At 67.9% G+C, this 23,270-nt stretch carries 26 protein-coding genes; 12 read left to right on the top strand and 14 right to left on the bottom strand.

Annotated features, from left to right (window positions below; all coding sequences use genetic code 11):
* Positions 1 to 14: 14 nt before the first annotated feature.
* From thiL to ACTIF2_RS19735, 10 genes are all read right to left on the bottom strand, one after another.
* Complete coding sequence (gene thiL, locus ACTIF2_RS19780) at positions 15 to 1,013, bottom strand: thiamine-phosphate kinase (RefSeq protein ID WP_439498827.1); 999 nt, start codon at positions 1,011 to 1,013, stop codon at positions 15 to 17.
* Between the two features lie 7 nt (positions 1,014 to 1,020).
* On the bottom strand, positions 1,021 to 1,488 hold the full coding sequence (gene nusB / locus ACTIF2_RS19775; protein WP_439498826.1) for a transcription antitermination factor NusB: 468 nt from the start codon (positions 1,486 to 1,488) through the stop codon (positions 1,021 to 1,023).
* Complete coding sequence (ribH, locus tag ACTIF2_RS19770; RefSeq protein WP_439498825.1) at positions 1,485 to 1,994, bottom strand: 6,7-dimethyl-8-ribityllumazine synthase; 510 nt, start codon at positions 1,992 to 1,994, stop codon at positions 1,485 to 1,487. Before ribH ends, nusB begins: the two co-directional genes overlap by 4 nt.
* Positions 1,995 to 2,034: 40 nt before the next feature.
* Complete coding sequence (locus ACTIF2_RS19765; RefSeq protein ID WP_439498824.1) at positions 2,035 to 2,676, bottom strand: riboflavin synthase; 642 nt, start codon at positions 2,674 to 2,676, stop codon at positions 2,035 to 2,037.
* Positions 2,676 to 3,806, bottom strand: coding sequence for a bifunctional diaminohydroxyphosphoribosylaminopyrimidine deaminase/5-amino-6-(5-phosphoribosylamino)uracil reductase RibD (gene ribD / locus ACTIF2_RS19760; protein ID WP_439498823.1), 1,131 nt, complete (start codon positions 3,804 to 3,806; stop codon positions 2,676 to 2,678). Before ribD ends, ACTIF2_RS19765 begins: the two co-directional genes overlap by 1 nt.
* Entirely contained in the window at positions 3,799 to 4,296 is a 498-nt protein-coding gene (gene nrdR / locus ACTIF2_RS19755; RefSeq protein WP_439498822.1) for a transcriptional regulator NrdR, read from the bottom strand. The genes ribD and nrdR overlap by 8 nt, the downstream gene beginning before the upstream one ends.
* Positions 4,297 to 4,305: 9 nt before the next feature.
* Positions 4,306 to 4,761 (bottom strand): PIN domain-containing protein, encoded by a 456-nt coding sequence (locus tag ACTIF2_RS19750; RefSeq protein ID WP_439498821.1) that lies wholly within the window; start codon positions 4,759 to 4,761, stop codon positions 4,306 to 4,308.
* A gap of 1 nt (position 4,762) precedes the next feature.
* Positions 4,763 to 5,011, bottom strand: a complete 249-nt coding sequence (locus ACTIF2_RS19745) for a hypothetical protein (protein ID WP_439498820.1) — start codon at positions 5,009 to 5,011, stop codon at positions 4,763 to 4,765.
* Positions 5,012 to 5,067: 56 nt separating this feature from the next.
* Positions 5,068 to 6,363 (bottom strand): serine hydroxymethyltransferase, encoded by a 1,296-nt coding sequence (gene glyA / locus ACTIF2_RS19740; RefSeq protein WP_439498819.1) that lies wholly within the window; start codon positions 6,361 to 6,363, stop codon positions 5,068 to 5,070.
* A gap of 110 nt (positions 6,364 to 6,473) precedes the next feature.
* Positions 6,474 to 6,920: a helix-turn-helix domain-containing protein gene (locus tag ACTIF2_RS19735; RefSeq protein ID WP_439498818.1), complete on the bottom strand. Its 447-nt coding sequence runs from the start codon at positions 6,918 to 6,920 to the stop codon at positions 6,474 to 6,476.
* A gap of 68 nt (positions 6,921 to 6,988) precedes the next feature.
* Here ACTIF2_RS19735 and ACTIF2_RS19730 point away from each other — a divergent pair, with 68 nt between their 5' ends.
* Together ACTIF2_RS19730 and nhaA are read left to right on the top strand one after the other, a co-directional pair.
* The gene (locus ACTIF2_RS19730) at positions 6,989 to 8,197 is read left to right on the top strand and encodes an MFS transporter (protein ID WP_439498817.1); all 1,209 of its coding nucleotides are present in this window, start codon (positions 6,989 to 6,991) and stop codon (positions 8,195 to 8,197) included.
* A 183-nt stretch (positions 8,198 to 8,380) separates the two neighbouring features.
* Positions 8,381 to 9,634 carry a Na+/H+ antiporter NhaA gene (nhaA, locus tag ACTIF2_RS19725; RefSeq protein ID WP_439498816.1) on the top strand — a complete coding sequence of 418 codons (1,254 nt, stop codon included), beginning with the start codon at positions 8,381 to 8,383 and terminating at the stop codon, positions 9,632 to 9,634.
* A 58-nt stretch (positions 9,635 to 9,692) separates the two neighbouring features.
* Here nhaA and ACTIF2_RS19720 read toward each other — a convergent pair whose 3' ends face one another.
* The 4 genes from ACTIF2_RS19720 to ACTIF2_RS19705 all read right to left on the bottom strand — a co-directional run bounded on the left by ACTIF2_RS19720 (position 9,693) and on the right by ACTIF2_RS19705 (position 13,474).
* Entirely contained in the window at positions 9,693 to 10,934 is a 1,242-nt protein-coding gene (locus ACTIF2_RS19720; protein WP_439498815.1) for a L,D-transpeptidase family protein, read from the bottom strand.
* 303 nt (positions 10,935 to 11,237) lie between these two features.
* On the bottom strand, positions 11,238 to 11,750 hold the full coding sequence (gene ldtR / locus ACTIF2_RS19715) for a transcriptional regulator LdtR (RefSeq protein WP_439498814.1): 513 nt from the start codon (positions 11,748 to 11,750) through the stop codon (positions 11,238 to 11,240).
* Positions 11,751 to 11,956: 206 nt separating this feature from the next.
* Positions 11,957 to 12,415: a DUF6163 family protein gene (locus tag ACTIF2_RS19710; protein WP_439498813.1), complete on the bottom strand. Its 459-nt coding sequence runs from the start codon at positions 12,413 to 12,415 to the stop codon at positions 11,957 to 11,959.
* A 3-nt stretch (positions 12,416 to 12,418) separates the two neighbouring features.
* A complete protein-coding gene (locus tag ACTIF2_RS19705) occupies positions 12,419 to 13,474 on the bottom strand; it encodes an enoyl-CoA hydratase/isomerase family protein (protein ID WP_439498812.1) in 1,056 nt (351 codons plus the stop codon).
* Between the two features lie 184 nt (positions 13,475 to 13,658).
* Here ACTIF2_RS19705 and hemB point away from each other — a divergent pair, with 184 nt between their 5' ends.
* From hemB to ACTIF2_RS19655, 10 genes are all read left to right on the top strand, one after another.
* Positions 13,659 to 14,732 (top strand): porphobilinogen synthase, encoded by a 1,074-nt coding sequence (gene hemB / locus ACTIF2_RS19700; protein WP_439498811.1) that lies wholly within the window; start codon positions 13,659 to 13,661, stop codon positions 14,730 to 14,732.
* 139 nt (positions 14,733 to 14,871) lie between these two features.
* The gene (locus tag ACTIF2_RS19695; RefSeq protein ID WP_439498810.1) at positions 14,872 to 16,209 is read left to right on the top strand and encodes a branched-chain amino acid ABC transporter permease; all 1,338 of its coding nucleotides are present in this window, start codon (positions 14,872 to 14,874) and stop codon (positions 16,207 to 16,209) included.
* Positions 16,210 to 16,221: 12 nt separating this feature from the next.
* Positions 16,222 to 17,466, top strand: a complete 1,245-nt coding sequence (locus tag ACTIF2_RS19690) for a threonine ammonia-lyase (protein WP_439498809.1) — start codon at positions 16,222 to 16,224, stop codon at positions 17,464 to 17,466.
* A 55-nt stretch (positions 17,467 to 17,521) separates the two neighbouring features.
* A complete protein-coding gene (locus tag ACTIF2_RS19685) occupies positions 17,522 to 17,995 on the top strand; it encodes an RDD family protein (RefSeq protein WP_439498808.1) in 474 nt (157 codons plus the stop codon).
* Between the two features lie 73 nt (positions 17,996 to 18,068).
* Complete coding sequence (locus ACTIF2_RS19680; protein WP_439498807.1) at positions 18,069 to 18,818, top strand: arginyltransferase; 750 nt, start codon at positions 18,069 to 18,071, stop codon at positions 18,816 to 18,818.
* A 230-nt stretch (positions 18,819 to 19,048) separates the two neighbouring features.
* Complete coding sequence (locus ACTIF2_RS19675; RefSeq protein WP_439498806.1) at positions 19,049 to 19,699, top strand: RraA family protein; 651 nt, start codon at positions 19,049 to 19,051, stop codon at positions 19,697 to 19,699.
* 2 nt (positions 19,700 to 19,701) lie between these two features.
* Positions 19,702 to 20,016 (top strand): UxaA family hydrolase, encoded by a 315-nt coding sequence (locus tag ACTIF2_RS19670; protein WP_439498805.1) that lies wholly within the window; start codon positions 19,702 to 19,704, stop codon positions 20,014 to 20,016.
* The gene (locus ACTIF2_RS19665) at positions 20,013 to 21,212 is read left to right on the top strand and encodes a UxaA family hydrolase (RefSeq protein WP_439498804.1); all 1,200 of its coding nucleotides are present in this window, start codon (positions 20,013 to 20,015) and stop codon (positions 21,210 to 21,212) included. Before ACTIF2_RS19670 ends, ACTIF2_RS19665 begins: the two co-directional genes overlap by 4 nt.
* Before the next feature lie 81 nt (positions 21,213 to 21,293).
* Positions 21,294 to 21,677: a hypothetical protein gene (locus ACTIF2_RS19660; protein ID WP_439498803.1), complete on the top strand. Its 384-nt coding sequence runs from the start codon at positions 21,294 to 21,296 to the stop codon at positions 21,675 to 21,677.
* A gap of 36 nt (positions 21,678 to 21,713) precedes the next feature.
* A complete protein-coding gene (locus tag ACTIF2_RS19655; RefSeq protein ID WP_439498802.1) occupies positions 21,714 to 23,066 on the top strand; it encodes a PepSY-associated TM helix domain-containing protein in 1,353 nt (450 codons plus the stop codon).
* Positions 23,067 to 23,270 lie beyond the last annotated feature (204 nt).

The raw sequence follows: 23,270 nt of genomic DNA, 5'->3' as shown, positions 1-23,270 counted from the left end.
ATGGCGGGCAGCCCTCAGAAATGGGTGAAGGAGCCTTGCGCGAAGAGCCGCGCCCTGCCCGCTTCGAGATAGCGCACCGTCCCCTCCTGCGAGGTGACCCGGCCGATCGGCGCAAGCCCGAGGCCCGCCCGTTCGGCCGCAGCGGCCAGAGCAGGATATTCCCTTTCAGAGGCCGTGCAGAGAATTTCGTAGTCGTCCCCGCCGGTCCAGGCCAGTTCCGCCAGAGCAGGGTCGGCCATGATCGCGGCGCGGGCCGCGTCCGAGAGCGGCACGGTGTCGAGATCGATCTCGGCGCCGACGCCGGATGCCGAGAGCAGCTTGGCGAGGTCCCCGACGAGCCCGTCCGAGACGTCCATCGCCGCAGAGGCGTGAAGCTGCAGCGCTTCGGCGAGCACCAGGCGCGGGCGCGGGTGCAGATAGCGCTCGGTGAGATGGGCGCGGGCGGCCTCGCCCAACCCGGCGACCCAGTCCGGCCTGCCGGGGGCATGGACCTTGAGGCCCAGAGCGCCGTCGCCGATCGTGCCGGAGACGAGGACGAGGTCGCCCGACTTGGCGCCGGAACGCCTGACCATCCGCCCGGCCGGAACGCTGCCGAAGGCGGTGATCGACAGCGTCAGCGGCCCGGAGGTCGAGACCGTGTCGCCGCCAATGAGCGGGCAGCCACCCGCCTGCGCCTCCTGCGCCAGCCCGCCGGCGAAATCCGCGAGCCAGTCCGGCGTCCAGTCCTTCGGCAGGACGAGCGTCAGCACGAAACCGTCGGGCTTGGCGCCCTTGGCGGCAAGGTCGGAGAGATTGACGGCGAGCGCCTTGCGCGCGATCGAGGCCGGCGGATCGTCGGGCAGGAAATGCACGCCGGCGACGAGCGCGTCGGTCGTAACCACCAATTCGTAGCCGCGCGCCGGCCGCAGCAGCCCGGCATCGTCGCGCAGGCCGAGCCCGCCCGGGCCGGCGATCGGCGCGAAATAGCGGGCGATCAGCTCGAATTCGCCGGGACGTTGCGAATCGCCGGCCATGTCAGGTTCAGGCCGCCGGCGCGTCGAACTCGTCGGCGCGGAAATCGCGCGCCAGCTTGTCGAGCACCGCGTTGACCATGCCGATCTCCTCGCCCTCGTAGAAGGCACGCGCGACCGCGACATATTCGGAGATCACGGCACGGGCGGGAACATCCTTGCGGAAGGCGAGCTCATAGGCGCCGCCGCGCAGGATGGCGCGCACCACGGCCTCGACCCGCTTCAGCGGCCAGCCGGCGGCGAGAACCTCGTCGACGGAACGGTCGACCAGCCGCTGCTCGCGCACGACGCCGCCGAGCAGGTCGCGGAAAAAGGCGATCTCGGCCTTGGGGAGCTCGATATCCTCGACCTCCTTGCCGATCCAGAAGGCCTCGAACTCGGCCATCGCCTCGAGCACGCCACGCCCGCCGATCTCCATCTCGTAGAGCGCCTGCACGACCGAAAGCCGCGCGCCGCGGCGCATCTCCGCCCGGCTCATGAGGATTTGTCCGCGAGCGAGCGCTTGTAGCGCAGCACGGCCAGCGCCGCTTCCGCCGCGCCGCCGCCCTTGTCCATCTCGGAGCGGTTGGCGCGGGCCCAGGCCTGCGCCTCGGTCTCAACGGTGAGGATGCCGTTGCCGAGCGGCATGGCATAGGCGACCGAGATGTCCATCAGGGCGCGCGAGCTTTCGCCGGCGACGATGTCGTAATGGCCGGTCTCGCCGCGAATGACGGTGCCGAGCGCGATGACCGCCTCATAGGGGTCGACCGCCTCGTCGGCGGCGCGCAGGCCGATGACGATCGCGGACGGGATTTCGAGCGCGCCGGGAACGGTGACGACATCGACGCGGCACTCGGCCTTGTCGAGCACGGCGAGCGCGCCTTCGAGCAGTTCGTTGGCGAGATTGTCGTAAAAGCGCGCCTCGACCACGAGCACGCGCGCGCCCTCCACGGGGGCGGCGGAAGTTGCGGCCTCATCGGCCGAGATCTGCCGGGGTCCGGCCATCGTTCTTGTCCTTGTCGCGAAGTGAGGGCGCTGGTTAGCCCTACCGGCGCGCCTCCGCAAGCCGCGCGGCGTAGCGCGCCATCAAATCGACCTCGACATGCACGGAATCGCCCTGCTTGCGCTCGCCCCAGGTGGTGACGCTGAAGGAATGCGGGATCAGCAGGACGGTGAAGACGTCGTCCTCGACGCTGTTGACGGTGAGCGAGGTACCGTCGAGGCAAATCGAGCCCTTGCTCGCGATGAAGGAGGCCAGGCCCTGCGGCGCGCGGATGTGGAAACGCGCCGTCGCACCCCAGGGCTCGTCGGGATCGGCCGCGATCGGCTCGACCTTCAGGATCGTGCCGACGCCATCGACATGGCCGGTGACGAGATGGCCGCCGAGCTCGTCGCCCATCTTGAGCGAGCGCTCGAGATTGACATGGGTTCCGGGCGCCCAGTCGCCGACCAAGGTCTTGGACAGCGTCTCGGCCGCCGCCTCGGCCTGGAAGACGCAGCCCGGCTCGCCATCCTCGCGAGGACGCAGTCCGGTCACCGTCAGGCAGACCCCGGCGCAGCAGATCGAGGCGCCGATCTCGATGCCGGCGGCCTCGAAGGGGCTCGCGATGGCCAGGCGCTTCAGGCTCGGCCCCTTGGCCTGTGCCTCGACGACGGTGCCGATGGCGGTGACGATGCCGGTGAACATCAGGCGATCCTCTCATAACGCTCGAAACGGTCGTGACCGATCGCGCCCGCCTCCGCAAGCCGATAGAGATCGGGATCGGCCAGCAGGCCGGCAAGGGCCGAGCGCACGGCGACGACGCCCGGCTCTCCGAGCGCTTGGGGCGAGGTCGAGACGATGACCTCGTCCGCGAGCCCCGCCAGCGCCAGTTTCTCGCCGATCGTCGGCCCGCCTTCGGAAAAGACACGCGTGATGCCGCGCGTCGCCAGCAGCCTGAGCGCCTCGGCAAGGTCGAGATGTCCGTCCGCCCCGGCGGAGACACGCATGACCTCGACGCCTGCCGCGACCAGCCTGGCCTCCTGCTCGACGGGGGCCGCCTCGGTGGCGATCACCCAAAGCGGAACCTCGCGCGCCGTGCGCACCAGCCGCGAGGCCAAAGGCAAGCGCAGCGCCGAATCGAGGATGACCCGGACCGGCGAGCGGTTGGCCATGCCGGGTAGGCGCACGGTCAGCATCGGATCGTCGGCGAGCACGGAGCCGATGCCGAGCATGATCGCATCGTGATGGGCGCGCTGGAGATGGACCCAGGCGCCCGCCGCCGGGCAGGACACCGCGATCGGCCCGCGCGAGGCCGTGCCGGCGAAGCCGTCCGCCGTTTGCGCGACCTTGAAGGTCACCATCGGCCGCCCCTGCGTGACCCGCAGGACATGGCCGCGATGGGTCCGCTGCGCCTGCGCCTCCAGCACCCCCGTCGTCACCTTGAGGCCGGCCGTCCGCAGCAGCGCGAAGCCGAGCCCGCGAAACAGCGGATTGGGATCGGCCATGGCGGCGACGACGCGGGTGACGCCGGCCAGGATCGTCCGCTCGACGCAAGGGGTCGCAGCGCGGATCGTGCGATGCGAGCAGGGTTCGAGCGTGACATAGAGCGTGCCGCCGACGGCCGCCTCCCCGGCCCGGTCGAGCGCGTTCGCCTCGCCATGCGGCCGACCGCCGATCTGGGTATGGCCGCGCGCGACGATGACCAGGCCATCGGGCGTGTCGCGGGTGACGATCGCGCCGACGCACGGATTCGGCCAGGTCGTGCCCTGCCCGCGCGCGCCATAGTCGAGCGCCTGCTGCATGAAGGCGCGATCGCGCGCGCTCTGGTCAGTCATCTTTGCGGGCGGGCGGGGCTGCCGTAACGGCCTCGATCTCGTCGGCGCTGAGCTGGCCCAGGAGCTCCTCGAAATCGCGGGCCTCGCGGAAATTCTTGTAGACCGAGGCGAAGCGGACATAGGCGACGTCGTCGAGCGATTTCAGCCCTTCCATGACGAGCTCGCCAATAGTCGAGCTCGAGATCTCGCCCTCGCCCGAGCTTTCGAGCTGCCGGACGATGCCGTTGACCATGCGCTCGATGCGTTCGGGCGCGACCGAACGCTTGCGCAGCGCAACCTCGACCGAGGTCTGGAGCTTGTCGCGGTCGAAGGCGGTGCGCCGGCCGGAGCGCTTGACCACCGTCAGTTCGCGCAACTGCACGCGCTCGAAGGTGGTGAAGCGGCCGCCGCAATCGGGGCAGACCCGGCGGCGGCGGATCGAGGCATGATCGTCGGTCGGACGGGAGTCCTTCACCTGGGTATCGAGCGAGCCGCAATAGGGACAGCGCATGGCGGGCTTTCAGTTTATTGGCTTGATGGTTTCGCGCACCAGAGCGGCCCGCAGGTTGGCACTCGACCATGATGGCCAGCCGGTCCCAGCAAAATCGCGGTCGTGGGACCAGATATCCGCTTCCGCCAGCCAAGCCAATGCCAGAACATGCGCGTCCGCTGCACTGCCATTCCGCGACGCGGGAGCGAGCATCAGGGTTTTCGCGGCCTCGGGCAACAGACTGGCGTAATCGCTCTCGGCCACGACGACGAGAACCTCGACCAGTTTGGGAGCCAGCAGGGCAGATGGGTGCCCTTGTTCGACCAGGCGACTAGCCACCGTTTCGATTTCCACCACCGCCTGCTCTGAGATCGCGAGGAGCCGGCGTCGACCGACGAACTCCAGGGCGTCGCCGGTTCGCAAGCCAAGTGCAGAGCTCAGGACGATGTTGGCATCGACAATCAGAATTCGCGACGGTGGCCGCACGTCAGCCTTCGCGCTCTTCCAGTTGCCGCTCGAGCGCCGCTGTTTCCTCCGGCGAGCGGCGCTTGGCCAATTCGCGCGATGTCTTCAGCAAATCAGTGACGTAGGCGGCCGGGTCGCGCGTCACGCTGCGCGCTCCCGCGGCGGGCGAACCGACGGCATCTTGCAGCACGTCGGCGCCTATGGCCGGCAAGGTTTTCAGCCCCGCCACCGCCATGCGTTGCAACTCTTCGATCCTGGTCGTCTTCATCATCGTCGACCCTCGCTACCTCCAACCGTAGCATAAGCTGGTGACGATGCAGAGACGCCTCAATAGATCGGGAAGCGTGCCGTCAGCTCGTGCGCCTTGGCCTTGACCGCCTGCTCGACCGCGGCATTGCCCTCTTCGCCATTGGCCGCGAGCCCGTCCAGCGCCTCGGCGATCAGCTCGCCAACGCGCTGGAACTCGGCGACGCCGAATCCGCGCGATGTCGCGGCCGGGGTGCCGAGACGGATGCCGGAGGTGACCATCGGCTTTTCCGGGTCGAAGGGGATGCCGTTCTTGTTGCAGGTGATGTGGGCGCGCCCGAGCGCGGCCTCGGCCGCCTTGCCGGTGATCTTCTTGGAGCGCAGGTCGACCAGCATCAGGTGGTTGTCGGTGCCGCCGGTGACGAGATCGAAGCCCTTGGTCTTCAGCGTCTCGGCGAGCGCCTTGGCGTTCTCGACCACGGCGCGGGCATAGATCTTGAACTCGGGCTGCAGCGCCTCCTGGAAGGAGACGGCCTTGGCGGCGATGACATGCATCAGCGGCCCGCCCTGCAGGCCCGGGAAGACGGCCGAGTTGATCTTCTTGGCGATCGCCTCGTCATTGGTCAGCACCATGCCGCCGCGCGGACCGCGCAAGGTCTTGTGCGTGGTGGTGGTGACGACATGGGCATGCGGGAACGGCGAAGGATGTGCGCCGCCCGCCACCAGCCCGGCGAAATGGGCGATATCGACCATGAAATATGCGCCGACCTTGTCGGCGATCTCGCGGAAGCGGGCGAAATCCCAGTGGCGGGCATAAGCCGAGCCGCCGGCGACGATGATCTTGGGCTTGTTCTCGACGGCGAGCCGCTCGAGCGCCTCGTAATCGATGATCTGGTCGACGACGCAGACGCCATAGGGCACGACCTTGAACCATTTGCCCGACTGGTTGACCGGGGCGCCATGGGTGAGATGGCCGCCGGCCGCGAGATCGAGGCCCATGAAGGTGTCGCCGGGCTGCATCAGCGCCATGAACACGGCCTGGTTGGCCTGGCTGCCCGAGTTCGGCTGGACATTGGCGAACTGGCAGTCGAACAGCCGGCAGGCGCGCTCGATCGCCAGCTTCTCGGCGATGTCGACGAACTGGCAGCCGCCATAGTAGCGGCGGCCAGGATAACCCTCGGCATATTTGTTGGTCATCACCGAGCCCTGCGCCTCGAGCACGGCGCGCGAGACGATGTTCTCCGACGCGATCAGCTCGATCTCGTCGCGCTGGCGGCCGAGCTCGAGCTCGATCGCGCGGGCGATCTCGGGATCGGCATCCGCCAGCGAGGCGGCGAAGAAGGAGTTGGAGAGATGCTTTGCGGCGGCTTCGGTCATATCCGGCTCCTGAAGAATGCGGCGGCCGATCGCGGCCCAGCCCCGTCGCGGCGTCCTATCATGCGGTCATGGGGCTGTCCAAGCGCTAGATGGTGCAGGCTGCGCCGGGATCACGGTCGCCGCGCGACCCTGGCCGGTCCCTTGCGCGAAACCCGGGACACGGAGCGCCGGCCCGACGCCGCCTTCAGGAGCTTGCGGAAGCTCGGGCACTCCAGATGCGACGGGGCGCGGCAATCGGCGACATGGCGCAGCGCATCGCGCAGCACCCGCAGATCGAGGATCTGCCGCTGCAATTCCCCTGCCCTGGCGTGGAGCTGGTCGCGGGGGATCTCGGGCCGGCCGTCTCGCCCGAACATGCTCGCGATCTCGGTCAGCGAAAAGCCGGCAGCCTGTCCCATGCGGATCAGCGACAGCTTCAGGAGCACATCGCTATCGAACTGCCGCCGCAAGCCGCTTCGCCCCAGCGACCTGATCAAGCCGATCTCCTCGTAATAGCGCAGCGTCGAGGGCGGCAGATCCGCGCGATTCGCAACCTCGCCAATATCGAGAACAGACATGCTTGACCTCAAGTCAACTTGAACTCGTACACTCTGCCGAAGCAATGATTTCGGCAAGAGGAAAAACCATGGAAACTGTTTATGACGCGCGGCCGCGGCCGGTCTGGCGGGAGCCGCGCGCCATCGCGCTGCTGATGGCAGCGTCGCTCACCACGATGGCGAATGCGACGATCAGCCCGGCGCTCCCCGGACTCGAACGCCTGTTCGCGGATGATCCCAACGCCGCGATGCTGACGCGCCTGCTGGTGCCGGCGCCCTCGCTCAGCGTCGCCATCTGCGCACCCTTTATCGGGCTCGCGGCCGACAGGATCGGGAGACGCCCGCTGCTGCTCGCGGGGGTGATTCTGTTCGTCGTTTCGGGATGCGCCGGCCTGGTCCTTCCGGACCTTCCGTCGATTTTCCTGAGTCGCCTCGTCCTCGGTGTTGCCGTCGCCCTGATCATGACGGCCCAGACCGCGCTGATCGGCGATTATTTCATCGGCGACGAGCGCAACGCGCTGACGAGCCTGCAGATTTCGGCCCGGAATTTCGGCGGGCTGATCTTCATCCTGCTCGCGGGCTGGGCCGCGGCCAATTCGCCGCGCCTGCCCTTCGCCATCTACGGTCTCGCCGCAGCATTTTTGCCGTTGATGTGGCGGGTGATCGTCGACCCGCCGCGACGGTCGCGAGCGGGCGGCGCAAGGCCGGCGGAGGGCGCCGAAGGGCCTCGGTCCTGGCGCGCCCTGCTCCTTCTTCTGGCGCTGCTGCAAGCCGTCACCAACATGATCTTCTTCGTCATGCCGACGCAGCTGTCGTTCTTCTTCGAGGCGAAAGGGCTTGGCGGCGCGGCCCTGACCGGCTCGGCGCTGGGCGTACTGATGTTCTCGGGCGGCAGCGTCGCGCTGCTCTATCCCCGCATTCAGCGAATCACCGGTCGGCTGGGCATTTTCGCTCTGGGTTACGGCGCCATGGCGCTGGGCTTCCTGTTGCTGATGCTTGCTCCGGACGCTCGGCTCGTCTTCGGCGCCGCCGCGGCGGTCGGGGCCGGCTACGCGCTGGTCTCGCCGAGCTTCGTCGCCCTTGCATTGACCCTGGCACCGCTGCGCGATCGCGGGCTGGCTGGCGGTGTCTTGACCGCTTCGGTCTTCATCGGCCAGTTCTGCTCGCCCCTTCTCAGCACACCGTTGATCGCGAGCCAGGGCTATTCGGGGCTATTCCTGGATAGCTCGCTGCTTCTCGCAGCGATGGCCGTCACGGCTGTGCTGGGGCATGTCGCAACCCGGCTTCGCCGAGGTTAGAGCAAGTTAACCGATCGGATCCGGCTCCGGCCGGGAAAGGCTATGCGATTCAGCGCCGGGTCTGCTCTAATCGTCCGGCAGCGCTCTTTCGGCCAAGGGCTCGTGAGAGCGGGGCTGCAATCGAAAACGACATCGGAGCATCGCAGCAGGCCGGCGATGACGACCGGCAGGAGGAGGATCGGCGTGGCGCAGGATACCGACAAGATCGAGGTCGAGACTCCGGACTGGCCGCAGCGCCGCTCACCCCTGAAGGCGCTACTCGCCAGCGAGGCGGCAGGCGGCATCCTGCTGATGGCCGTGGCGGCGCTCGCGCTGGTCATCGCCAACTCGCCGGCGGCGCCGGCCTATTTCAAGCTGCTGGGGACCTATGTCGGGGGGCTCAACGTCCTGCACTGGGTCAATGACGCGCTGATGGCGGTGTTCTTCCTGGTCGTCGGGCTCGAGATCAAACGCGAATTCATCGAGGGCCAGCTCTCGACCTGGTCGCGGCGGGCGCTACCCGGCATCGCGGCGCTCGGCGGCATGATCGCGCCGGCGCTGATCTATCTGGCGCTGACGCAGGGCGACGCGGTGGCGATGCGCGGCTGGGCAATTCCGGCAGCGACCGACATCGCCTTCGCGCTCGGCGTCCTCGCCCTGCTCGGCCCGCGGGTGCCGGTCTCGCTCAAGATCTTCCTGACCGCGCTGGCGATTCTCGACGATCTCGGCGCGGTCGCCATCATCGCGCTGTTCTACACGAGCGACCTGTCGCTGCCGATGCTCGGCCTCGCCGGCCTGAGCATCGCGGCGCTCGTGGTGCTCAACCGGCTCAACGTCGCGCGCCTCTGGGCCTATCTGGCGATCGGCGCCCTGCTCTGGTTCTTCGTGCTCAAGTCGGGCGTGCATGCGACGCTCGCCGGCGTCGCGCTGGCGATGACGATTCCGCTGCATGGCGGGCGCGGCGAGGAGAGCGACGAGCCGGAGCATTCGCCCCTACACATGCTCGAGCACAAGCTGCACCCCTGGGTGTCCTATCTGATCGTGCCGATCTTCGGCTTCGCCAATGCCGGCGTCTCCTTCGCCGGGATGTCGCCTGCGAGCCTGCTCGCCCCGGTGCCGCTCGGCATCGCGCTCGGCCTGTTCATCGGCAAGCAGGTCGGCGTCTTCGGCTTCGCCTGGCTGGCCGTGAAGACGGGGCTCGGCACCATGCCGGCCAAGGCGAACGCCGCCCAGCTCTATGGCGTCGCCCTGCTCTGCGGCATCGGCTTCACCATGAGCCTGTTCATCGGAGTGCTGGCCTTTCCGGGCAATCCCGAGCTCGGCGACGCCACCAAGATCGGCGTGCTGCTCGGCTCGGTCGTGTCCGCCGTCATCGGCGCCATTGTGCTGAAGTTGTCGGGCACGCCGGAGACCCAGCCGGCCGAACGGCGGGACGTGGCTCCGCGCATCGCGTCATGAAAAAGGCCCCGGACCGATCGGTCCGGGGCCTTGGTTCAAGCGGCAGGCGCCAGGCGGCTCAGGTATCCTGCTCGTTCGGCAGTTGCGCGACCGGGGTCGGGCCCAGGCCATCCTTGTTGTAGATGTCGTCGCGGAACTGGACGCCGCCATCGGGCGTCGCCCACGCGGTGACATAGACCCAGTAGCAGGGCACCGGATTGGCGATGCGCGCGTTGACGCGCTCGCCGGACTGGATCACCTCGTCGATCTTGGCGCGGTCCCAGCCGGGCGTCTCCTTGAGCAGCCAGGCGATATAGTCGCGCACGTTCTGGACGCGGATGCAGCCCGAGGAGACGAAGCGGTAGTCGTCGCCGAAGATGCCCTTGGCCGGCGTGTCGTGCATGTAGACGCCGTGCGGGCTCGGGATGTTGATGCGCACGAAGCCGAGCGAGTTGAACTCGCCGCCGGGGTCCTGGCGGAAGGTGTAGCGCGTCGCCTCGTCGGAATTCCAGTTGACGCGCTCGGGCGCGATCTCGCCGGAGGGCCCGATGATGCGGATCTTGTTCTCGGTGAGGTAGCTCGGCTCCTTGCGCATCTTCGGGATCAGATCCTTGCGGATGATCGAAGCCGGCACGGTCCAGGTCGGGTTGAAATTGATCTCGGGGATCTTGGTCTGCAGCAGCGGCGACTGCCGATCGATCTTGCCGACGCCGGCGGCATGGCGCGTCGCGACATGGCCGTTCTCGACGGTCTCGACCGAGGCGGCCGGGATATTGGCGACGACATAGCGGTTGCCGAGATTGCCGGCCCAGGTGCGCAGCCGCACCACATTGGTCTCGAGCTGGCGGATGCGCCGGTCGATCGGCACGTTGAGGGCGGCGATGGTGGCGCGGTTGACCGCACCCGTCGTCGACAGGCCCATGCGCGACTGGAAGCGGCGCACGCCCGCCTCGACATAGGAATCGTAGACGCTGCCGGTGCCTGCGGCGTCGTCTAGGTCACCAGTGATGATCAGCCGCTGGCGCAGGGCGGTGACGCCGGGGCCGCGCGAACCGACCGCGAGCTTCTCGCTGAGCTGCACCATCGGCCAGCCGCCCCGCGTCGCCAGGTCACGATAGGCCGCGATGGCCTGCTCGGTCGCGTGCAGGCTTTCGGGCGACAGCGTCGGGGTCGAGGAGCGCAGCGCAGCGCGGCTTGCGCCGGCATCATAGCCCTGGCGCCATTCCGCCTGCTGAGCCCAGGCTGGCGCGGTCGCGGCCGTGGCTGCGCCCGAAAGCAGCGCCAGCACGGTTTCACGGCGGGTCAGGCTGAAATTCGACATCGTTCCCCTCATTCCTCGCGCTCAGAACTGGGCTGCGCGCCCATGCGCCACACAACAGTAACCCCGGCTCCGCCCTGGAAGGCGGCCCGGCTGCATGCGACGATCCAATACCACGGTTAACGTCTCGTGATGAGCGAGGCGTTTTTAGGGCAATGGCAGCGGAGGGGAAGTCTCGCCTGCAAATCAGCGCCCAGCGTCGCCGATTTGCAACGGGCAGGGGCGCGTCGATGCTCCCGCTTCGGGCGGGAGCATTCGGGTCGAGGCGAGAAAGCTGCGCCGGTCCCCCGGCGAAACCGTGGGAAATCAGAGCTTGTAGCGGATCTGGTCGGTCCAGAAGCGCTCCAGCCGCAGCAGGGCGTTGTTCATCCGCTCGAAATCGTCGGCGGCGATCCCGCCGATCTGCTCGACCGTCTGGACATGCTTGTCATAGACGCCCTTCACGAGATTGTGCACCTCGCGGCCCTTCTCGGTCAGGCTGATGCGGACCGAGCGACGGTCGATGCGCGACCGGGCATGGTGCAGGAAGCCGAGCTCGACCAGCTTCTTGACGTTGTAGGAGACGTTGGAGCCGAGATAGTAGCCGCGCGTCCTGAGCTCGCTGGCGCTCAGCTCGGCATCGCCGATATTGTAGAGCAGCAGCGCCTGCACGCTGTTGACGTCGTCGCGGTTGCGACGCTCGAACTCGTCCTTGATGACGTCCAGAAGGCGCCGATGCAGCCGCTCGACCAAGGTCAAGGACTCAAGGTAAAGTGGCTTCACCTTCAGTTGAACTTCTTCCGACTGCAAAGGAGCCGAAGTCTTTACGCTCGCTTTCATGGTATATCCTGCCTGTTGGATATCGGTCAGGATTTTTCTCCCGATCCGCTTCTGAGAAACACCATAGGCGGCGCGGATGAAAACGAGTTTAAATATCAGGATGAATCGGAGATTTACCCCTTTGGGTGAATCCTAAGTGAAGCCAGAAACGCTTAAGCTAAAGCGTTTGTTACCGCGGCGCGGCGCATTCGAGGGACGACAAGCGCTCAGGTTTCCTCGTTTTCCGCCGCCCAGGTCGCCAGGAAATAGGCCGCCATCAGCGCCACATAGGTGCCGATCAGATAGGGCGTGATCGGCAGGAGCCGGGGGAAGAAGAAGCCGAGCAGGAGCTGGCTGACGGCGGCCAGCAGCCAGAGCACCCCGCCCCAGGTGCTGGTCAGCCAGAGCCCGACCGCGGCGACGAGATCGATGACCGCGAAATAGACCGTGATCGCCTGGAAGCTGAGAAGCTGCGACTCGAAGGGCGTCTGGCCCTCCATGCCGATGCCGAAGATCACCGCCCAGGCCATCAGCCCCTTGGCCATCCAGGCCAGCGAGAGCAGGCGCAGGAGCCAGACGAGGATCAGCCGCCAGCGCGTCAGCCCGCGCTTCTTGCCGCTCGGCCCGGCCGAGCTGACGACGCGCTGCCCCCGCAACGGCTCGGCATCTCCCCTCCCCAATCCCATGGCTCAGCGCTCCAGCACGAGTTCGTCGGCGCCAAGGGGAGCGAAATAGCGCGCGATCTCGTCGGGCTCGATCGCATCGAGCGTGGCGGGCTGCCAGCGCGGGGCATGGTCCTTGTCGATCACCACCGCACGCACGCCCTCATAGAACTCGTGGCCGCGCGCGATACGCGAGACGATGCGGAACTCGGTGCGCATCGCATCAGTGAAATCGAGACCGGCGCCGCGCCGCATCTGCTCGAAGGCGATCGCGACGCTGGTCGGCGATTTCACGCTCAGCGTCTGCAGCGTCTTGGCGGCGAAGCCGTCGCCCTCCGCAGCCTTGCGTGCGAGGCGCTCGCGGATCGCCGCGAGGTCGGGCGCAGCGAAGCAGTCGGCGATCGTCGCGCGATTGGCGGCGAGCTTTTCGGGGCCGGGGTCCTGGGTGAAGCCGGCCAGAATGTCGTCGAGCGCGGCGCGCCCGGTGAGCGCATCGGCCAGTTCCGCCATCCGCCCGCTCGGCACGGCGTGCGTGGCGAGGCCGAGCGCCAGCGCATCGGCCGCGCCGACCCGGTCGCCGGTCAGCGCGAGATAGATGCCGGCGGCGCCCGGCAGGCGCGGCAGCGCGTAGGTCGCGCCGACATCGGGGAAGAAGCCGATGCCGACCTCGGGCATGGCGAAGAGATAGCGCTCGCCGGCGATGCGATGGCTGCCATGCAGCGAGATGCCGACGCCGCCGCCCATGACGATGCCGTCGATGAGGGAGATATAAGGCTTGGGGTAGTGCTTGATGCGGTCGTTGAGGATGTATTCCTCGCGCCAGAAGGCCAGCATCTCGTCCTGGCGCCCGGCGCGGCCGAGATCGTGCAGCTCGCGGATGTCGCCGCCGGCGCAAAAGGCCTTCTCGCCGGTGGCCGAGACCACGACGCGGGTCACTTGCGGATCATGCTCCCAGGCGTCGAGCGCGCGCGCCAGCTCGCGGACCATGCCGAGGCTGAGCGCATTCAGCGCCTTGGGGCGATTCAGGATGACGACGCCGGCCGCGTCCCGGATTTCGCAACTGATCTCGTGTTCCTGCGACATGCCGTGCCCGTTCGTCGGAATGAGGTCCGGTTCTGGGCCGGGCGCCGCGCGCTTGTCAACGCGCGAGCTTGCACCTCGCCGATCGCGCCGTTGCGACCATCCACCTCTGTTTTGGAACGGTTCCGATGTGCTAAGCATCCCGGCAAAGGATCAGGCATCGGCGCCCGACGGGCGGAGGCATTCCATGGCATCTCGGGTTGTACGGCCCTTTCCGGCCCCCCTGTCGCGGCAGGACGAGGCGCCAGCGGTCGGTGTGCGCAGTGCGGATTCGCTCAGCCTGACCCGGCGCATGCGGCGCAACCGCAAGGCGGACTGGTCGCGCCGGCTGGTGCGCGAGTCGGTGCTCACCACCAACGACCTGATCTGGCCGATCTTCCTGGTCGATTCGTCGCAGGCGCGATCCGCAGTCGCCTGGATGCCCGGCATCGACCGCCTGAACATCGAGGAGGCGGTGCGCCAGAGCGCCCATGCGGCGAGCCTGGGCATCCCGGCGATCGCGCCCTTCCCCTATGTCGAGAAGAGCCTGCGCGACGCGACCGGTTCCGAAGCGCTGAACACGAGGAACCTGATGTGCCGCGCGGTGCGCGCCATCAAGGCCGAGGTTCCTGAGATCGGCATCATTTGCGATGCGGCGCTCGACCCCTACACCTCGCATGGCCATGACGGGGTGATGGCGGGCGAGACGGTCCTGAACGATGCCAGCGTGCGCATCCTGACGCAGCAGGCCCTTGCCCTGGCCGATGCCGGCGCCGATGTGATCGCCCCCTCCGACATGATGGACGGGCGCGTGGGCGCGATCCGCTCGGCCCTGGACGAGGCCGGTTTCGAGCTGGTCCAGATCATGGCCTATGCCGCCAAATATGCCTCGGCCTTCTATGGCCCCTTCCGCGACGCGATCGGCACCAACGCCACCCTGATCGGCGACAAACGCACCTATCAGATGGACCCGGCCAATTCCGACGAGGCGATCGCCGAGGTCGCGCTCGATCTCGAAGAGGGCGCCGACATGGTGATGATCAAGCCGGGAATGCCCTATCTCGACATCATCGCCCGGGTGAAGGACCAGTTCCGCGTGCCGACCTTCGCCTACCAGGTCTCGGGCGAATACGCGATGATCCAGGCGGCCGCCCAGAACGGCTGGCTCGACGGCGACAAGGCGATGCTGGAGAGCCTGACCGCCTTCAAGCGCGCCGGCGCCGACGGCGTGCTGACCTATTTCGCGCCGCGCGTGGCGGAGACGCTGAAGGCGGCCGTCTAGCGACGTCATTGCGAGGAGCGTAGCGACGAAGCAATCCAGGGGCCGTCGAGCGGGCGGGCTGGATTGCTTCGCTTCGCTCGCAATGACGATCTCGGCTCGTGAGTTTCAACCCGCCCCGTCCCGCGCTAGCGTCTGCGCGATGCGCCCTCTCCTGCCGCTCCTGATTCTGCTCGGCCTGGCCCTCGCCGGCTGCGGCGAGCGCTTCGACACGGACCAGACGCGGCTCTGCCGGCAGGCGATCCCGCCCTTGAACCCGCCGGGCGCGCGCATCGCGATCGAGCGGGTGACCTCCGGGCCGCGCAGCAATGTCCTGCGGATCTTCTATCGTGTCGAGATCGGCGCGGGGCCGGCCCGGCAGCGCCTGATCGACTGCCTCTTCGCCGGCGAGGGCATGAGTCTGCAGCGCGGCGCTCTCATCGGGGTGGCCGCGGATGGGCGGCCGATGAGCGACGCGAGCTTCTACCTGCTCAGGCGCTTCTATCTCGAGAACCGCGAGGAGCCGCCGCCCGATCCCGGCGCCAAGCGCCTCGAGGATCTGCCGCAGCTACCCTCCGCCCTCGCCTACGGCCTGCAGCAGGGCCTCAGCGCCCTGCCCTCGGCCGCCATCTATGCGCTTCTCGCCTCGGCCTATGCCCTGATCTACGGCCTGACCGGGCGCATCGTCCTGAGCTTTGGCGAGTTTGCGGCATTGGGGGCGCTGGCCGCCGTCGTCGGGGTCGCGCTGCTGGTCTCCGTCGCGCTGTCGACGCCGGTCACCGGCCTGCTCGTCGCCTTTGCGGTCGCGATGCTGGTCACGGCCTTCCACGGCTTCGCCATGGGCCGCTTCGTGCTGCGCCATCTCGAGCGGGCCAACGGCCAGCAGATGCTGATCGCCACGATCGGGCTCGCCATCGGCCTCTCCGAATATCTGAGGCTGGCGCAGGGGCCGGACCTGCGCTGGCTGCCGCCGGTCTTCAACGAACCCTGGGCGCTGGCGCGAGCCGGCAGCTTCGTGGTGACCGCGACGCCGGTCGGGCTGGCGCTCGCAGCGGCGGGACTGGCCGCGGCGGCAGGGCTCGTGCTGCTGATCCGCTGGTCGGCCTTCGGGCGCGCCTGGCGCGCGGTCTCGGACGATGCCCGCACGGCCGCGCTCTTCGGCATCGATGCGCGGGCGGTGCATGACCGGGCGCTGATCCTCGCCTGCGCGGCCTGCGGCGCGGCCGGCGTGATCGTCACCGCGATCTATGGCGGCATGGGCTTCGCCGGCGGCTTCACGCTCGGCCTGAAAGCGCTGGTCGCGGCCATTCTCGGCGGCATCGGCTCGGTCGCGGGCGCCTGCCTCGGCGGGCTGAGCATCGCCTTGTTCGAGGTTATCTGGTCCTCGACCATGCCGCTCGAACAACGCGACATCGCCGTCTATAGCTTGCTCGCCGTGGTGCTGATCCTGCGCCCCGGCGGTTTCTTCGGCGACGGCGCGCTGGCGCCTCGCCAGGTCTGAACGGAATCCCTAATGAGCGAGCCTTTCGCGATCACTCCCGCCGATATCGATGCAGCCGCGCGCCGGATCGAGGGCCATGTCCTGCGCACCCCGCTGGTGCCGGCGCCGCGCCTGTCCGAGCTCACCGGCGCGACCGTCCTGGTGAAGCACGAGAACATGCAGGCGACCGCCTCCTTCAAGGAACGCGGCGCGGTCAACAAGCTGCTCGGCCTGACCGAGGCCGAGAAGGCGCGCGGCGTCATCGCCATGTCGGCCGGCAACCATGCCCAGGCCGTGGCCTATCACGCCCGGCGCTTCGGCATCCCGGCGACGATCGTGATGCCGGAGACGACGCCGCTGGTGAAGGTCGAGAACACGCGGGCGCATGGCGCGCGCGTCGTGCTGCATGGCGAGACGCTCTATGAATCGGCGCAGCGCGCGCGGGAACTGGCGGACGCCGAGGCGCTCGTCTTCGTGCACCCCTACGACGACGCAGCCGTCATGGCCGGCCAGGGCACGGTCGCGCAGGAAATGCTGGCGGATGCGCCCGATCTCGACATGCTGATCATCCCGCTCGGCGGCGGCGGGCTGATGGCCGGAAACGCCATCGCGGCCAAGGCGCTGAAGCCGGAGATCGAGCTGATCGGCGTCGAGGCCGCGCTCTACCCATCCTTCTTCAACGCCGTGAATGGCGAGGACCGGCCGATCGGCGGCGCGACGCTGGCCGAAGGCATCGCGGTCAAGACCGTCGGCCAGCAGACCCTGCCGATCGTCTCCAGCCTCGTCTCCGACATCGTGCTGGTCGGCGAGGATTTGATCGAGCGCGCGGTCAACGCCTATGCCAGCCTGCAGCATTCGCTCGCGGAGGGCGCCGGCGCCGCCGGGCTCGCGGCGATGTTCAAGGAGCCGGACCGCTATCGCGGCCGCAAGATCGGCCTCGTGCTTTGCGGCGGCAATATCGACACCCGCCTGCTCGCCGCGATCATGGTGCGCGAGCTCGAGCGCGAGAACCGCATCGCCGCCTTCCGCCTCACCGCCAGCGACCGGCCGGGCCTGCTCGGCAAGGTCGCGAGCCTGCTCGGCGAGCAGGGCGCCAATATCCTCGAGGTCAGCCACGGCCGGCTCTTCCTCGACGTGCCGGCCAAGGGCGTGACGCTCGACGTCACCGTCGAGACGCGCGGCGAAGCCCATACCAAGGCGATCGAGGACGCGCTACGCACCGAGGGCTTCCTGCCGCGCCGCATCCTGCCGCGTGGTCTTGCGGAACAGGATCGCTGATCAAACATTATGGCGGAGGGCGAATTTCCGCCTGGACAGAGGATATGACCCTTCGATGAGCGACCGCAGCTACGAGCGTCCCGCGATCACGCCGATCGAGCAGCGGCCGCTGCAGAATGTCAGCGGCGTGCTGGGCTCGCGCCTGTTCGCCTGGATCGGCGACATCATCGTGCTCTTCATCCTCGGCTGGATGGTGTTTTTGGCGCTGATCTTCCTCGGCATCGTCACCTTCGGGGCGACCTGGCTGCTGCTGCCGATCGCGACGGTCGCGACCGCGCTCGGCTATGCAGCTCTCACGATCGGCGGCCCGCGGCAGTCGACCTGGGGCATGCGCATGGCAGGCCTGAAGGTCGAGACGGTCAATGGCGGCCGGCCGGACGGGCTCGCCTCGGCCGTGCACGCGCTGCTGTTCTATGTCGCGGCCGGCACCGTGGCGCTCTGGTTCCTCGACATCCTGTGCGGCTTCGTGCGTACCGACCGCCGGCTCGGCCACGACATCCTGACCGGGCTCGTGGTAGTGCGGAATTGACGACCGCCCGGCTTGTTGCCGGCGGCTCTGCTGCTACATTGACGGTCCAGATCGTTTTCGGAGCGATGCGAACGTGACGCGACCGTTGCGGGATGCCCCGCAATTCTATCTGACGTCACCGACCTCCTGCCCCTACCTGCCCGGGCGCGAGGAACGCAAGGTGTTCACGCATCTTGTCGGCGGCCGGGCGCGCGACCTCAACGACGTGCTCTCGCAGGGCGGCTTCCGGCGCTCGCAGAGCATCGCCTATCGGCCGGCCTGCGAAACCTGTCGCTCCTGCATCTCGGTCCGTGTCTGCGTCGACGATTTCCGGCCCTCGCGCGGGTTCCGGCGCGTGCTCTCGCGCAACAGCGACCTGATCGGCGAAGAACTGCCGCCGCAGCCGCGCTCCGAGCACTATTCGCTGTTCCGCAGCTATCTCGACGAGCGCCATCCCGATGGCGGCATGGCGACGATGTCGGCGCTCGATTTCGCGATGATGATCGAGGACACGCATGTCCAGACCAGCCTGATCGAATACCGTCGGCGCGGTCCCGACAGCGGCTTCACCAGGCGCGGCGAGGGCGATCTCTTCGCCATGGCGCTGACCGACCGGCTGAATGACGGGCTGTCGATGGTCTATTCGGTGTTCGACCCGGCGCTGGAGGCGCGCTCGCTCGGCACCTACATGGTGCTCGACCATATCGAGCGGGCCCGCAAGCTGGGCCTTCCTTACGTCTATCTCGGCTATTGGGTCGAGGGCTCGCCGAAGATGGCCTACAAGGCCCGCTTCCTGCCGCAGGAGCGACTGTCCCCCCAGGGCTGGGAACGGGCGGAAGACTGATCTAAACCGATTGAAACGCATCCGCGCCGCGCGAAAAACGCGCTTGCGGCCATTTCCATGCCGCCGCACTCTGGCGCTGGAGCATCGGACCGAAAAGTGGAATCCACTTTTCGGAATAATCCGATGCTGAACCAAGAAAAGGGATCGCCACTTTGCGTCCGGTAGGACGCACGGCGATCCAAGGGCCCGCGCGGCAATCCCTGCCGCGTCAGAGGCCAGCCGGAGGAACCATGAGCGAGCAACTGACCGAGCGGCTGGAGCGCTGCTATACCGGGATCATCCATGACGTGATGCGCGCCATGGGCCTCAGCGACTTCACCCTGCCGCCCGAGCTCAGGCCGCTCCTGCCCGGCCGGAAGCTCGCCGGCCCGGCCTTCACCGTCGAGGGCAAGACCGACCCCGGCTTCGACGCTCATGAGACGCTGCTCGGCTGGACCGGCCTGCTTTCGCGCGCCAAGCCCGGCCATGTCTGGGTCTGCCAGCCCAATACCGATCAGGTCGCGCTGATGGGCGAGCTCTCGGCCGAGACGCTGAAGAACAAGGGCGTGCGCGGCTGCGTCATCGACGGGCTGTCGCGCGATACCGAGTTCATGATCGAGATGGGCTTCCAGGCCTATTTCCGGGCCTATACGCCGCGCGACATCGTCGGCTTCTGGCTGCCCAAGACGATCGACGAGCCGATCAAGATCGGCGAGGTCTGGATCCGGCCGGGCGACTACATCCTCGGCGACCGCGACGGCGTCGTGCGCATCCCCGTCGAGGTGATCGAGGAGGTGCTGGAGAAGGCCGAGACCGCGATCTCGACCGAGAACAAGGTGCGCACCGCGATCCTCGCCGGCACCGACCCGCAGGAAGCCTATCTGCAATTCGGCAAGTTCTGACGATGACCCATGATCAGCGGCTGATCCTGCTCGACCCGCGCGACAATGTCTTCGTCGCGCGGACGCGGCTGCCGGCCGGGGAGACGGTCGAGACCGGTGCCGGCCCGGCAGCGCTCGACCGCGACATTCCGCTCGCCCACAAGATCGCCCGACGCACGATCGCGCCGGGCGAGAAGATCCTGAAATACGGCGCGCCGATCGGCGTCGCAACAGAAGCCATCGCGCCCGGCCAGCATGTCCATGTTCAGAACATGAAGAGCGACTACACCCCGACCTATCATCTCGAGGACGAGCGCAAGGCGGGAGCGACACAATGATGGGGCTTCGCGGCTATCTCCGCTCCGACGGGCGCAAGGGCATCCGCAACACCGTCGCGGTCGCCTATCTGGTCGAATGCGCCCACCATGTCGCGCGCGAGATCGCGCTGCCCTGGCGCGAGAACGGCGTCCATGTCATCGGCTTTCCGGGCTGCTACCCCAACGGCTATGCCGAGACGATGATGGAGCGGCTCTGCACGCATCCCAATGTCGGCGCGGTGCTCTTGGTCTCGCTCGGCTGCGAGAGCTTCAACAAGTTCGCGCTGGAACGGGTGGTGCGCGCCTCCGGCCGGCCGGTGAAGACGCTCATCATCCAGGGCACCGGCGGTACGCGCGCCTCGATCAGGGAGGGTCGCGCCTGGGTCGAGGCCGAGCGCGAGCGGCTCGACGCGCAGGACACCGTGCCGATGGCAGTGAGCGAGCTCGTCGTCGGCACTGTCTGCGGCGGTTCCGACGGCACCTCGGGCATCACCGGCAACCCGGCGGCGGGGCGCGCCTTCGACCAGCTCATCGCCGAAGGCGCCGCCTGCATCTTCGAGGAGACCGGCGAGCTGATCGGCTGCGAGCACATCATGGCCGCGCGTGCCATCACGCCGGAGCTCGGCGTCGAGCTGGAGAAATCAGTGGCGAAGGCGGCGCGCTATTATGCGACGCTGGGCTACGGCTCCTTCGCGGCAGGCAATGCCGAGGGCGGGCTCTCGACCATCGAGGAGAAATCGATGGGCGCCTATGCCAAGTCCGGCGCCTCGCCGATCTCGGGCCTGATCAAGCCCGGCGACATCCCGCCCCATGGCGGGCTCTATTTGCTCGACGTGGTGCCGGATGGCGAGGTCCGCTTCGGCTTTCCCAACATCAACGACAATGCCGAGATCGCCGAGTTGATCGCCTGCGGCGCGCATTGCGTGCTGTTCGTCACCGGGCGCGGCTCGGTCGTCGGCTCGGCGATCTCGCCGGTGGTGAAGATCTGCGCCAATCCCGAGACCTATCGCCGGATGAGCGACGACATGGATGTCGATGCCGGCCGCATCCTCGAGGGCCGCGCCGGACTCGACGAGGTCGGCAGCGAGATCCGCGACCTCGTCGTCTCGCTGGCGCAGGGCGCACGCACCAAGTCGGAAGAGCTCGGCCACCAGGAATTCATCCTGACCTATAAGAGCTTCGAGCCGCTCGGGCCTGCCTGCCTGCCGGCGGCGTGACCAAAGGGCGCGGAGGCTGCACCGAGCGGAGCGGTTGACCGGCAGCCTGCCGCGCCTTAGCGCAAGGGCATGGGCGGGACAGTGAAGCGATCGGGCTGGGGACGCGGCATCATCGCCGTTACCTGCGCCTATGCGCTGATCTTCAACGCCATCCTGCTGGCGCTCGGTGCCGGACTTGTGGCCGCGCCCTCGCCCTTCCCGCAGCATGTGCTTTGCGCGCCCGGCGGCTCGTCCGAGCCGTCCGCTCCGGCGGGGCAAGGACAAGAGCAAGACCAGAGCAAGAGCTGCTGCGCGCTGGGCTGCCTCGCCAATGCGGCCGGCACCCCGCCGCCCGCCGCATCCGCCCTGCCCCGACGCCTCGGCTATGCCGCCGCAGCGACATTCTTCCATCCCCCCGCCACGGTCGCCGCGACCGGCGGCATCGCCTATCCGCTCGGCGCCCGCGCGCCGCCCGTCCTGTCCTGAAGCCGGTTTCCTTCCCTTCAGCACAGGACATTCTCAATGACGACCGTCTCATCGGCGGAGGCCGCGCCCGCACGCGCGACCCCTCGTGCCGCCTCCTTCTACCGCGCCGTCTGGCGCTGGCATTTCTATGCCGGGCTGCTGACGCTGCCCTTCCTGATCCTGCTCGCGGTCACCGGCGGGCTCTACCTCTTCCGCGCCGAGATCGACGGCCTGATCCATCGCGATCTGAAACGGGTCGAGATCCGGTCGGATGCCCCCGTGGCCGCGAGCAAGATGGTCGAGAACGCGCTCGCCGCCTTCCCGGGCCAGGCCGTGAAATTCGTGCCGCCGGAAACGCCGGCCTCGGCGGCGGAGGTGACCGTCCGCGACGCCGCCGGCGCGCGCAAGGTCGTGCATGTCGACCCCTATGACGGGCGCGTGCTCGGACAGATCCCCGACAAGGGCACGGTGATGTGGATCGTGCGGCAGATCCACAGCCTCGCCTATTTCGGGCCGGTCGCGAACGGGGTGATCGAGATCGTCGGCGGCTGGTCGATCCTGCTGGTCGGGACCGGGCTCTATTTGTGGTGGCCGCGCGGGCGCAAGGGCGGCGTGGTCTCGGTGCGTGGCGATGCCGGCAAGCGCATCTTCTGGCGCGATCTCCATGCCGTCACCGGCGCCTTCGCCGGCTTCTTCATCGTCTTCCTGGCGATCACCGGCATGCCCTGGTCGGTGCTCTGGGGCGACCAGGTCAACCGCTGGGCCAACGGCAACAACTTTGGCTATCCCGCCGGCGTGCGCGTCGCCCTGCCGATGTCGGACGAGCATCTGCACCATGCCGGGCCGACCTCCTGGTCGCTGGAGCAGGCGCGGGTGCCGGAATCGGTGGCGAAGGCGGCGGCGCCGATCGGGCTCGACGCGGCGGTGGCGAAGTTCGACGGGCTCGGCCTGGTGCGCGGCTATGCGGTCAACCTGCCGAGCGGGCCGGCCGGGGTCTATACCGGCTCGGTCTATCCGAAGGACCTTTCGCGCCAGCGCGTGATCCATCTCGACCAGTATAGCGGCGAGCCGCTGATCGACATGTCCTTCGCCGATTACGGCCCGCTCGGGAAATGGCTCGAATGGGGCATCAACGTGCATATGGGCCAGGAATTCGGCCTGGCGAACCAGCTCTTCATGCTCGCGGTCTGCATCGCGATCGTGCTGCTCGCCGTCTCGGCCGGGATGATGTGGTGGAAGAGGCGGCCTGCCGGGTCGCTCGGCGTGCCGCCGCTGCCGCCCGAGCGGCGCACGCTCTATGGCGTCCTCGCCATCCTGGCGATCGGCGGGGTCGTCTTTCCGCTCGTCGGCGCCTCGCTGGTCGTCATGCTGGCGCTCGACCGGCTGTTCTGGGCGAAGGCCGAAGCCTAAAGCAGCGCAATCGGATCTTGGCGGATCGATACACAACCTTAGGTGTATTGATCCGCATTTTCGACCAATGCGTGCAATCGCACGATAAGCCACGAAATACGCGAGCCGTTTAAGACTAAATCAAATCCCGTCACGGCAGGGTGCCGGCCTGACCTGACGCCTTCCGGGGGGCACATGCTGGATTCCTTGACGCGGATGCCCTCC

Origin of the sequence: Allobosea sp., from assembly GCF_051860145.1 — a bacterium.
Lineage (GTDB): Bacteria > Pseudomonadota > Alphaproteobacteria > Rhizobiales > Beijerinckiaceae > Allobosea.
Note: the sequence above shows the minus strand (reverse complement) of the source record. Positions and strands in the feature narration are given on the sequence as shown.